This is a genomic window from Sulfitobacter marinus (genome assembly GCF_900116285.1).
Classification (GTDB): Bacteria; Pseudomonadota; Alphaproteobacteria; order Rhodobacterales; family Rhodobacteraceae; genus Sulfitobacter; species Sulfitobacter marinus.
Map to the genome: position 1 here is coordinate 171,683 of NZ_FPAJ01000005.1, position 10,469 is coordinate 182,151.

A 10,469-nucleotide genomic window follows, 5' to 3' on the forward strand; every position below is an offset into this window, starting at 1 on the left:
TTCGTATTAAATATTTGTCAACAATCGCCTTCGCCGCACCTAAGAAAGACGTACCTATTGTCGGGCAATGTGTTCGAAACGGGCGTTCTTGAGAGTGGCTCCAACGGCGACTTTGTCCGCCTTGCGACTTTCGCATGCGTCGGCAGCAATGTCTGCCAGCATACCCGAAAACGAAATGAAGCCGTAAGAAACAGATAGCCTATATAAGTATCTCTTAAAGCAGGGAATTTGGCGCAATCTGATACAATAATTCCATGGTCTTTCTGGCCACCATAATTCAACAAAAACCCTCTAGCCTTATATGTTCCAAATGGCTTTCATCCAAAGCGCCCAGCGGTCTATCGCAACCATTCAGATCAGGCTTCCGGGCTGATGCCGGCGTTGTCCAGCAGTGCTGCCACCGACGAAAACGCCTCTCCGGGGGTGGTTTGCTCTGATTTGCGTTGCGTCAGGAAAGCCTCGCAGGGGCCGGCAAAGGCAATTGCACGGTCCAATTCTGGGTTGCTGCCGCTGCGATAGGCACCGATGCGGATCAGCTCCTCCATATCGGCATGAGCAGCCAGCGCCCGGTGCGCTGCGCTCAGCAGGGTAAATTCCAGATCGCTGTGACAGTCAGGCAGAGTCCGAGACACGCTGGACAAAAGATCGATCGCCGGATAGCGGCCCTTTTCCGCGATGCGCCGATCCAAAACGATATGACCGTCCGTGATCCCGCGTACGGCATCGGCAATCGGATCGTTCATGTCGTCGCCATCCACCAGCACCGTGAAGATCGCAGTAATGTCGCCTTTGCCTTCGGGCCCAGGCCCGGCGCGTTCTAGCATCTGGGGCAATTCGGAAAATACGGTCGGTGGATAACCCTTTGCCGTTGGTGGCTCGCGCGAGGCAAGGCCGATCTCGCGCTGCGCCATGGCGAAACGTGTGACGCTATCCATAAGCAGCAGCACATGTTGCCCCTGATCGCGGTAATATTCGGCAACCGCCATCGCAGTCCAGGCTGCCTGGCGCCGCGTGAGGGGCGGTTCGTCCCCTGTCGCCACGACCAGAACGGCCTTTTTCATTCCCTCTGGCCCCAAATCAGACGCGATGAAGTCCTGCACCTCGCGGCCACGCTCGCCGACCAAGGCCATCACCACCACGTCGCATTCGGTGTGGCGGGCCAGCATCGCCATCAAGGTTGACTTACCAACGCCCGACCCGGCAAAGATGCCCAGCCGCTGACCCCGACACAGCGGCGTAAAGACATCGAGCGCGCGCACATGAGTGGCCAGTTTCGGCCCGATCCGCTTGCGGTCAAAGGCACCGGGCGGCGACCCGCGCAAGGGGCGCGCTATGCTACCCTCGGGCAAATGCCCCTTGCCATCCAGTGGCTTGGCAGATGCGTTGATCACCCGACCTTTCCAGCTTTCGTCCGGGCGGATCACATCGCCGCTGGTTTCAACTTCGACGCGGTCCCCCGCCGCCACACCGCGCCACGATCCGAACGGCAACAGCTCGGTGCCTTGCGCGCTTAGACCCACGACCTCGGCGTGAACAGGCCGATCCGCACCATAAACAATGCAACGATCCCCGATACCAAGCACCCGTTCCAGCCCGACCGCCGTCAGCGTAATACCCGTGATCGCGCGAACTTCACCGGTGATTTGGGCGTCACCTGCGTTCCGCGCAAAGCTTGTCAGCTCAGAAAAGATGGTTTGCATGGATAATTTCCTCTTTGAGAGAAGCTTATTATTTACTATACAAGAATTAACTAGGGGGTAGTAAAAAAATGAACTTGTCTAATCTTTCTATCTTTGGCCTAGCTTCTGACCGGATGACATGGCTTGCGGCACGGCAACAGGTCACCTCGGAAAATATCGCAAACTCGGCCACGCCCAGCTTTCAGGCGCGCGATGTGACCTCGTTCCAATCGATGCTGGAAAACCGGACCTCCACCGATGCCGGGCTAGTCACGACCCATGCCAACCATATTTCCGGCAGATCCGTGAACGCCTCGGGCATCCGCGAAGTTACTGACAGCTCGGCAACGGCCGCGACGTTGGACGGGAACACTGTTAATCTGGAAGATCAGGCGATCCGATCCGCCGATATCAGCGATCAGTACAGAATGGCCGCACAGCTCTACCGCAAGAGCTATGATCTTCTGACAATGGCAGTCACAGGCAGCAGGTAAGGAAAACTCATGGATCCTCTTCAGTCTATCGCCCGTATCGCAGCCAGCGGCATGACCGCGCAAACGGCCCGCCTGCGGGTGATCTCGGAAAACGTTGCAAATGCTGAATCCACCGGCACAACCCCCGGAGCAGACCCGTTTCGCCGCAAGACCATCAGCTTTTCGGAACTGGTGGACCGTAACAACGGTGCCTCCTTGGTCGAAGTAGGCCGCATCGGGCGCGACCAATCTGATTTCCGGCTCGATTTCGACCCTTCGCACCCTGCTGCTGATGAAAACGGCTATGTGAAACAGTCAAATGTCGATCCGATCATCGAAATGGCAAACATGCGCGAAGCGTCGCGGAACTACGAAGCCAATATGAACATGTTCGAGGCCGGTCGCCGAATGCGTGGCCAAATGCTCGACCTGCTGAAGTGATATCAAAATGAGCGATCCCGCCTCTCTTATCTCCTCTGCCGCCGTTCGCGGTGCCTATCGCACGTCACAGTCTTTAACGGGCCAAAAGGGCGAAGGCGTTGCCGAAGAAGTCAGCGCAAGCAGCTTTTCCAACATGGTGCGCAGCGCCTCGGAGGCCGCACTTGAAACCGTGCGCACAGGCGAGGCAACAGCGCAGGCCGGGTTGCGCGGAGAGGCGGACACGCAAAATGTGGTGGAAGCAATGCTGGCAATGGAATCCACCGTCAAAGTGGCCGTTTCGGTGCGCGACCGCTTTGTCGAAGCCTATCAGGAAATCTTGCGGATGCCGATCTAGGGTATGACAGAAATCCAAGCCTATGAAGTAATCTCGGACACTGTATTGGCCGTGCTTCTGGCCTCTGGCCCCGTGCTGGGCGTTGCATTGATCATCGGCCTTGTGATCGCGTTCTTTCAGGCGTTGACGCAAATTCAGGAAATGACGCTGACGTTTGTGCCCAAAATCCTGATGATCTTTTTGACACTGCTGGTTGCGACCCCGTTCATGTATGCCACGCTCAAAAGCCTGTCGGACACGGTATTCGATCTCATCGGAAGCGGCGGGCTATGAAGCGGGCGCGGTCATTCACCTGTGCTGGGCTCTTGGCGCTGCTGCTGGGCAACGCGGCGGCGGCGGATGGCTGGGCGCGGTTTTATAGGTTGACCCCGAAACCCACGGTCGAATCCGCAATCTCAACCCGCCCCGCGCAGGGCGACGGCATGGGCATTTGCATTCGCGAAATTCTGGCCGCGCAAACCCGCCATGGCATTCCAGACAACTTGCTCTTGGCCATTGGATTGCAAGAAGCCGGCACCCGGCGAGGCGGTCACTTCACGGTCTGGCCTTTTGCGGTCAATGCCGCTGGTACGGGGCGGCTATTTGACACCCGCGCTGCCGCGGTTGAATGGGTCGCTTCGCAGCAGCGGGCTGGCGTCGCATCAATCGACGTTGGCTGCATGCAGATTAATCTGCGCTGGCATCCCGATGCCTTTGCCACTGCGGACCAAGGGTTCGATCCGCATGTAAACGTCGATTATGCGGCACGGTTTCTGAAACGGCTGTACAAGCGCACAGGCGATTGGATGCAGGCCGCAGGGGCATATCATTCCTTTGAACCGGAATACCGCGATGCCTATCTAAGCCGCTTACAAAAGAATATTTCGGCTGCGAATGTCGGGTTGCCCAGATTTGTCGCGCTTGCCAATGCCACGGGATCATATCACGATGTCCCACGTGCAGTAGTTCCCCGTGAGCCTGCGGGCCGCGTGACCGTGGCGCGGGGCACATGGGGCGCGCAGCTGGGCGGGGATGCTAATGCACGTAGTTCGCTTTATTCGGCGCAAGACATTCAACCGGTGTTGCCGCAATTCACCATCATGACGTCCGAGACAACCGGATGAGCGATACGCCCCCCTCCACGCTGCCGCGCCTTGCGCTGCTGCGCGCCAACAAAGATATCGGCTTTGCTGTTGGTATGGCGCTGGTGTTGGCCGTCCTGTTCCTGCCACTTCCCCCGATCCTACTGGATTTGGGGTTGGCGCTGTCGCTATCGCTGAGCGTGCTGATTTTCATGGTCGCGCTGTGGATTCCGTCGCCGTTGCAGTTCAACTCCTTTCCCACATTGCTGCTGGTTACCACCATGCTGCGGCTGTCGCTTAACGTGGCCTCGACACGGTTGATCCTTAGTCAGGGCCATACCGGTTTGCATGCTGCGGGCGATGTGATCCAAGGATTTTCCAAATTCATCGTCGCCAACAACTTCGTCATCGGGGTGGTGATTTTTGCCATCCTTATCGTGATCAACTTTGTGGTCATCACGAAAGGTTCGGGCCGGATCGCCGAGGTCGCGGCGCGGTTCTCGCTTGATGCGATGCCGGGCAAGCAGATGGCGATTGACGCCGATATGGGTGCCGGGCTGATCGACGAAGACGAGGCCCGCAAGCGTCGCAAAGAGCTGGAAGACGAAAGCGCGTTTTTCGGTGCCATGGACGGCGCGTCAAAGTTTGTGCGCGGCGATGCGGTGGCGGGGCTTATCATCACCTTGATCAACGTCATTGGCGGCATTCTGATCGGAGTTTTGCAACGGGGCATGTCGGTAAGCGATGCGGCCAGCGTCTTTACCTCTCTGACCATTGGCGACGGACTGGTCAGCCAAATTCCCGCACTTGTTGTGTCGCTTGCTGCCGGTCTGATCGTCACCAAGGGCGGAACACGCGGCGCGGCGAACGAGGTGGTTCTTGACCAGCTCTCAAACTTCCCCAAGGCGCTTTATATGGCGGCGATGCTGCTGTTTGGCATTGGTCTATTGCCCGGCTTTCCGCTGTTGGTCTTTGCCGCTCTTGCCGCCGCGATGAGCGTTCTGGGCTATTTCATCCAACGTACCGCCGCCGAAGCCGCCATCGAGAAAAGCCGCGTCGAGGCGCTGGAACAGCACCAAAAAGCGGCCCCAGATGTGGATGCCAACCCAATGCGACTGGACGACCTGCGGCTGGTCATGGGCGAAGGCTTGGTCGGTTTGGCGAACCGGCCTGACGCGGTGCTGCCAAGCAAGATAAAATCCCTGCGCAAACATTTCGCAGAAGAATACGGCTTTCCGATGCCGTCGGTCAGGATCAAGGATGATCCGGCGTTACCAATCAACAGTTACACATTTCAGGTGCACGGCGTCGATGTGGCCCGCGGTGATATCCGCGCAAACCAGATGATGGTGATCAATCCCGACGGTGCCGCACTGCACCTGCCGGGCGAGCAAACCCGCGAGCCGACATTCGGACTGGATGCCTTGTGGGTGGATCAAACTGTTGCCGGTCAGGCCGAAGCCAGCGGCTTCACCGTGGTTGACCCCGAAAGCGTCATCACCACGCACCTGACCGAAGTGGTCAAGGAAAACATGGCCGAACTGCTGACCTATGGCTGTGCGAAAGAGGCGATTGACGGGCTGGACCGCAGCTATCAAAAACTGGTGACAGACCTGCCTGTGCCCTCGCCGGCGATCATGGTGCAGCAAGTGTTGCAGGCATTGCTGCTTGAGCGCGTGTCTATTCGAAACCTGCCCCTGATCGTCGAAGCCATGGCCGAAGCCACGCGGCAAACCAGCAAGCCAGCCTTGATCCTTGAAACCGTGCGCCGCCGCCTGTCCAGCCAGATTTGCCAAGGGCTGGCCGATGATCAGGGGTTCGTGCCGGTCATCACCCTGTCGCCCGCCTGGGAGACCGAGTTTATCGAGGCAGTGAAAATCGTCGGTGACGACCGCACATTTGTGATGTCCCCGAAACGGGTGCAGGAATTCGTGCTGCAAGCCCGCCAACAAATCCAACGCTTTGCCAGCGATGACGCCTGGCCCGCGTTGATGGTTAACCCCGAGGCCCGAACCTATGTGCGGTCCATGCTGGAACGGGTCAGCCCGATGACGCCGGTTATTTCCAACGCCGAAGTGCACCGCAAAGTGTCACTGCGGACGGTCGCCACCATCGGAACCTAAGCTGTGGATCTCTCTGCCTTTATATCCGACGCACTGCTGGGGTATTTTGTGGTCTTCGCGCGGCTTGGGGGCGCTTTGCTGTTTATGCCCGCCTTTGGCGAACAAACGGTCCCCGTCCGCCAGCGGTTGCTTTTCGGCCTTGTCCTCAGCGCCGCACTGTACCCGGCCACCGGCGTGGGGCCGATCAGCGAAGACCGCCCGGCGGCCCTGCTGTTGATCTTTGGGGCTGAGGTCACCATCGGGTTGTGGATTGGTCTGGTGGCGAGAACATTGATGTCAGCCCTGCAATTTGCGGGCTATCAGGTGGCGCTGATGTCGGGGCTCGCCAACGCGCTTGCCCCCAATATCGGTGCGTTTGAAGGTGCGACGAGCATGGCGGCAATGCTGTTGGTCGGGGCGACCGCATTGATCTTTGCCACCGATCTGCACCATCTGATTATTGAATCGCTGCTGATGTCATATCAGCTGTTTCAGCCGGGCAGCTTCATGCTGTCTGATATGATGGATCAATACGCGCGTGCGGTTCAGTACAGCCTCTACCTTGGTCTGTCGATTGCCGGCCCTTTCTATGTGGCAGGGCTGGTGCTGAACGTTGGCATGGGGCTGGCAAACCGCATGATGGCAAGCCTGCAGGTCTTCTTTATCGCGCAGCCTTTGCTGATCGCTGCGGGCTTGGCTTTGATGGTGCTGGCCATTCCGACCATGATGCGCGGGTTCCTTGAACCCTTTGCGGAATGGCTGGCAACCTATGGGTTTTAGATAGATGTCGGAAGAAGACAAAAGCTCAAACACCGAAGAGCCAACGGAAAAGAAGTTACGGGACGCTCGCAAAAAAGGGGATGTGCCGCAATCACGTGAAACCGGCACCGCTATGGTGGTCTTTGCGCTGCTGATGATCCTCACCTTTGTGCTGCCAGAATCGGCCAGCCGCCTGATCGAGGCATTGCAAAGCCCCCTGCTAGGGGCTGGCGTCACCGTCATCGGCACCGGCGACACGGGCGTGATCGAGGCAGGCAATGTGATCAAAACGCTGGGGTTCACCCTGGGTCTGGCACTGATCCCGATCGCAGCCATCATGGTGATGGCCGCCCTGTTTGGCGTTATGGTCCAAGGCGACACTGTGGTCGCGGTTGAACGTATCAAACCAAAGCTGTCAAAGCTTAACCCGTTATCGGGGTTCAAACGGCTGTTTTCGGTCGATGCCTTTGTGGAATTCCTCAAGAACACGGGCAAAGTTCTAGTGATCGGTGCGCTCACCATTTGGGCCGTGATCGACGTGGCGCAACAGTTGGGGCAGGCCCAAGGGTTGGTGCCCGAAAGCCTGGCACAGATGACCCTGCATAAGGTGCGTTGGATTTTCATCGCTACAACTGTGTTTCTGGTTCCCATTGCGCTGGCTGACATCATCTGGAAACGCGCCCAGTGGAAGAAAAAACAAATGATGAGCCTGAAGCAAGTCCGCGACGAGCATAAAGACAGCGAAGGCGACCCGCATATTCGTGCCAGACGCGCCGATTTGCGTCGGGCACGCGCGCGCCAGCGCATTGCGCAAGCGGTCCCCACCGCCAGCGTTATTCTGACCAATCCGACACATTTCGCCGTGGCACTGAAATACGAGCAGGGGCAGGATGATGTCCCGGTCTGCGTGGCAAAAGGGGCCGACGTGATGGCACATCGCATCCGCGAACTGGCCCGCGAAAACGACATCCCGATGATCGAAAACCGTCCTCTCGCACGGGCGCTGCACGCGACCGTTGAGGTCGATCAACGTATCCCGATGGAACATTGGCAAGCGGTGGCGGAAATCATTGGCTTTGTGATGGACATGCGGCGGAATGTGCGGCGCAAGCCGCCAGAGGGGTCAAGCCTGCGCGAGGACTAGCATTTAGCGCAGACGCAACCCTTCAAGGTTTCTGTCAGCCGGTAGCTTGGACCGTTCAAGAATGATTTTGGTGATCAATCGCGCACGGACCAGACTAAAGGCCCCCATAATCTGGGCCGCATCGCGTTCGGGCATGGCCCCGATCACCTGAACGGCGGTTTCGACGTCAATTTCATCCATAATGCCCGCAGCCACCTGCGGTTTCATGTTGCGGTAAAGCTCCACCAGTTTGGTCATGTCCTGCGCGTTGGCATCTTGGATCAACTGCAACTGGGCACTGATTTCATCACGTACCTTGGCCAGGCGCAGCTGTTCGGCCTTCAGGCTTTCCTGCGCGAGGGTCAGGCGCGCTTCGCTATCTGCGACGGCCTGTCGCTGCTCGTTAAGAAGAGCGCGTTCTTCGGCGATCGCTTCGGCAATCACGTGACTGGGTTCGCACATCCCGCTGCTGCCGGGGGCCGTGGAATCATAGATCTTGGCCTGCGCAGGCGGGTCAATATCGAGAGACAAAGGCGCATTGCTGGCGGGGGTTTGTGCTGTCGCCGCCATCGGGAGCAGCCCAACGGACAGCTTCAACACCGCAGTCATGCCTAACCCCAGCACGATAAGTTTCGGCACTGAAAGCCAGCTCATCCCTTGCGTTCCTTGGTGACATCAAAAAACGTGCGGACCAGATCAGATTTCCCCGGCACCGAGGTTTGACCCCGAACCTGCTTTTTCACCTTAAGCGGCTCTTGCGTGGCCGGAGCCTTGGAAGTGTCTCGGCCTGCCATCGCGTGGCGGGTCTTTTTCACCGGCGGTTCGACACGGCGGTTGGTCGTGCTCAGGCTGCGCAGATCTTCGACCGATTTGGTGGATTGTTCCACAGCGCTGGAAAATGCACCAACCATCGGCCCCATTTCGCGCAGGGTCATCATCAGATTGCGCACGCGTCGATCCAAAATATAGGCATAGACCAGCGTGCCGATCAGCAACACAACGATAATGACATCAATCAAAGCTGGAAGCATCCGCGATCCCCTCTTCTTTATTCTTTGGTAGCAAAGAATGAATTACCCGCAGCGCCAATGCGCCATTGCTGCGTTGACCGAACGATGCCTCAAACATCGGCTTTGCGTTCACCATGCCCACCACAGGCGTGTCCAATGTCATCCCCAGATCAAGGATGTCACCCGGGTTCCAGTTCAGGACTTCGTGCAGCGGCACCGTCATCTCGCGCAGGACACCGGTGACCGTCACGGTGGTGCCCGATATTTGCGTGTTCATCTCGCGGCGCGAACTGCTGTCGCCACCCGACCGGCCACCGAGAAACGGTTGGGCCAGTTGTGCGCTGACTTCGTCCAGCGCGCCATAGGGCAGGATCAACGCCAAATGCCCGATGCGATCTTCAAAGTTCAGACGCAACCGGACACGCAGCGTTGCCGTGGTTGGCGGCACCAGCAATACCGACCTTGGGTTGGATTCCAGCGTGTGCGTCGTGAACGTGACCGGGCTAACTTCAGCAAAACAACTGCTTAGACCAGTTAAGCACAGATCAGCCAGACGGCGCCCCAGCTTTTGCTCAATCGCGGTTAGCCCGCGTGGTTTCCATTCATTGGGCGATGCCCGGCGCCCACCCAGCATGATCTCGAGCACCGAAAACAACAGATCGGGTTCAATGACGCAGGCCACCTGACTGTCCCAAGGATCGGCCGAAGCAATCGCAATAAGCGATGGCGTCTGGATCGTTTCCATCGCGTCCTCATAGGGCATGTAATCAAGCGATGTCAGTTCAATTTCAGGTGCGATGGTGCAATAAGATTTCAAATCCGGGATCAGCGCCAAAAGCAGCCGGTCGATGATGATCTCAAGAGTGGGCAGCCGCTCAAAGCTTTCACGCGCCTCGCGGATCATCGTTTCTTCTAGTGTTTCGTCCGGCCGGGTTGCTGTCATGCTCACTGAACCACCATATCTGCAATGAGAATTTCAACCGGGGCTTCGGTGTGGCCCACAGCGCGCGCGCGGCGCAGCAATTCGGTTTTGATCAGGGCCAACCCCTGACTGCCTTTCAAATCGCTGACATGCAGCTGGCGCAGAAAATCCTGAAACGTATCACGCAAATAAATCTCGCGGGCCAACAACCGGTCAGCCCCCTCACGGGTGTCATCATACACCATCAGCATGTTCAGCTTTAAAAACCGGCTTGAGTGACGCCCGTTTATCCCGGTGTCGGTGACGTTCACGATGATTTCTGGAAAAGGCATCACCGGCATATCCCCTGCATCAGCCTTGCGCGGCTGACCTGCTTCTGCGTCGCCCTGGCCTTGCGCGGCGCCCTGTTCCTCCGCGGGGGTATCTTGGCCCAATCCGACCATCGACAACATCTTGTCCGACCCCATGGCAAGCGTGACCCCGCCAACCCCTGCAAGGACGCACAGAAGAATGACTGCAACGATGACAAGAGTCTTTTTCACTTTCATAGCTTTGGCAAAGACCT

13 protein-coding genes are annotated in these 10,469 nt (G+C 57.9%); 8 read left to right on the forward strand and 5 right to left on the reverse strand.

The window, feature by feature from the left end; genetic code table 11:
- Positions 1-356: 356 nt before the first annotated feature.
- On the reverse strand, positions 357-1,700 hold the full coding sequence (locus tag BM347_RS14755) for a FliI/YscN family ATPase (RefSeq protein WP_093917260.1): 1,344 nt from the start codon (positions 1,698-1,700) through the stop codon (positions 357-359).
- A gap of 68 nt (positions 1,701-1,768) precedes the next feature.
- Between BM347_RS14755 and flgB the strand changes: the two genes are divergently transcribed.
- From flgB to BM347_RS14795, 8 genes are read left to right on the forward strand one after another with little or no spacing between them, the layout of a single operon-like run.
- Positions 1,769-2,173, forward strand: a complete 405-nt coding sequence (flgB, locus tag BM347_RS14760) for a flagellar basal body rod protein FlgB (protein ID WP_093917261.1) — start codon at positions 1,769-1,771, stop codon at positions 2,171-2,173.
- Positions 2,174-2,182: 9 nt separating this feature from the next.
- Positions 2,183-2,593, forward strand: a complete 411-nt coding sequence (gene flgC, locus BM347_RS14765) for a flagellar basal body rod protein FlgC (protein ID WP_093917262.1) — start codon at positions 2,183-2,185, stop codon at positions 2,591-2,593.
- A 7-nt stretch (positions 2,594-2,600) separates the two neighbouring features.
- On the forward strand, positions 2,601-2,927 hold the full coding sequence (gene fliE / locus BM347_RS14770) for a flagellar hook-basal body complex protein FliE (protein WP_093917263.1): 327 nt from the start codon (positions 2,601-2,603) through the stop codon (positions 2,925-2,927).
- 3 nt (positions 2,928-2,930) lie between these two features.
- Positions 2,931-3,200 (forward strand): flagellar biosynthetic protein FliQ, encoded by a 270-nt coding sequence (locus BM347_RS14775; protein WP_093917264.1) that lies wholly within the window; start codon positions 2,931-2,933, stop codon positions 3,198-3,200.
- Complete coding sequence (locus tag BM347_RS14780; RefSeq protein WP_093917265.1) at positions 3,197-4,030, forward strand: lytic transglycosylase domain-containing protein; 834 nt, start codon at positions 3,197-3,199, stop codon at positions 4,028-4,030. Before BM347_RS14775 ends, BM347_RS14780 begins: the two co-directional genes overlap by 4 nt.
- Positions 4,027-6,111, forward strand: a complete 2,085-nt coding sequence (gene flhA, locus BM347_RS14785) for a flagellar biosynthesis protein FlhA (protein WP_093917266.1) — start codon at positions 4,027-4,029, stop codon at positions 6,109-6,111. Before BM347_RS14780 ends, flhA begins: the two co-directional genes overlap by 4 nt.
- Positions 6,112-6,114: 3 nt before the next feature.
- On the forward strand, positions 6,115-6,870 hold the full coding sequence (locus tag BM347_RS14790) for a flagellar biosynthetic protein FliR (RefSeq protein ID WP_093917267.1): 756 nt from the start codon (positions 6,115-6,117) through the stop codon (positions 6,868-6,870).
- Between the two features lie 4 nt (positions 6,871-6,874).
- The gene (locus BM347_RS14795; protein ID WP_093917268.1) at positions 6,875-7,993 is read left to right on the forward strand and encodes an EscU/YscU/HrcU family type III secretion system export apparatus switch protein; all 1,119 of its coding nucleotides are present in this window, start codon (positions 6,875-6,877) and stop codon (positions 7,991-7,993) included.
- A gap of 3 nt (positions 7,994-7,996) precedes the next feature.
- On the opposite strand, the gene BM347_RS14800 is transcribed toward BM347_RS14795, so the two are convergent.
- Genes BM347_RS14800 through BM347_RS14815 form a run of 4 tightly spaced genes read right to left on the reverse strand, consistent with a single transcriptional unit; the run spans position 7,997 to position 10,446 of the window.
- Positions 7,997-8,626: a MotE family protein gene (locus BM347_RS14800; protein ID WP_093917269.1), complete on the reverse strand. Its 630-nt coding sequence runs from the start codon at positions 8,624-8,626 to the stop codon at positions 7,997-7,999.
- Positions 8,623-9,003, reverse strand: coding sequence for a hypothetical protein (locus tag BM347_RS14805; protein WP_093917270.1), 381 nt, complete (start codon positions 9,001-9,003; stop codon positions 8,623-8,625). Before BM347_RS14805 ends, BM347_RS14800 begins: the two co-directional genes overlap by 4 nt.
- Positions 8,984-9,925: a flagellar motor switch protein FliM gene (locus tag BM347_RS14810; RefSeq protein WP_093917271.1), complete on the reverse strand. Its 942-nt coding sequence runs from the start codon at positions 9,923-9,925 to the stop codon at positions 8,984-8,986. Before BM347_RS14810 ends, BM347_RS14805 begins: the two co-directional genes overlap by 20 nt.
- Before the next feature lie 2 nt (positions 9,926-9,927).
- Complete coding sequence (locus BM347_RS14815) at positions 9,928-10,446, reverse strand: flagellar basal body-associated FliL family protein (protein WP_175498594.1); 519 nt, start codon at positions 10,444-10,446, stop codon at positions 9,928-9,930.
- Between the last annotated feature and the right edge of the window lie 23 nt (positions 10,447-10,469).

Excerpts from the sequence above, each read along its gene's own strand:
- BM347_RS14755 (WP_093917260.1), bottom strand. The coding sequence starts at position 1,700 with ATGCAAACCATCTTTTCTGAGCTGACAAGCTTTGCGCGGAACGCAGGT.
- flgB (WP_093917261.1), top strand. The coding sequence starts at position 1,769 with ATGAACTTGTCTAATCTTTCTATCTTTGGCCTAGCTTCTGACCGGATG.
- flgC (WP_093917262.1), top strand. The coding sequence starts at position 2,183 with ATGGATCCTCTTCAGTCTATCGCCCGTATCGCAGCCAGCGGCATGACC.
- fliE (WP_093917263.1), top strand. The coding sequence starts at position 2,601 with ATGAGCGATCCCGCCTCTCTTATCTCCTCTGCCGCCGTTCGCGGTGCC.
- BM347_RS14775 (WP_093917264.1), top strand. The coding sequence starts at position 2,931 with ATGACAGAAATCCAAGCCTATGAAGTAATCTCGGACACTGTATTGGCC.
- BM347_RS14780 (WP_093917265.1), top strand. The coding sequence starts at position 3,197 with ATGAAGCGGGCGCGGTCATTCACCTGTGCTGGGCTCTTGGCGCTGCTG.
- flhA (WP_093917266.1), top strand. The coding sequence starts at position 4,027 with ATGAGCGATACGCCCCCCTCCACGCTGCCGCGCCTTGCGCTGCTGCGC.
- BM347_RS14795 (WP_093917268.1), top strand. The coding sequence starts at position 6,875 with ATGTCGGAAGAAGACAAAAGCTCAAACACCGAAGAGCCAACGGAAAAG.
- BM347_RS14800 (WP_093917269.1), bottom strand. The coding sequence starts at position 8,626 with ATGAGCTGGCTTTCAGTGCCGAAACTTATCGTGCTGGGGTTAGGCATG.
- BM347_RS14805 (WP_093917270.1), bottom strand. The coding sequence starts at position 9,003 with ATGCTTCCAGCTTTGATTGATGTCATTATCGTTGTGTTGCTGATCGGC.
- BM347_RS14810 (WP_093917271.1), bottom strand. The coding sequence starts at position 9,925 with ATGACAGCAACCCGGCCGGACGAAACACTAGAAGAAACGATGATCCGC.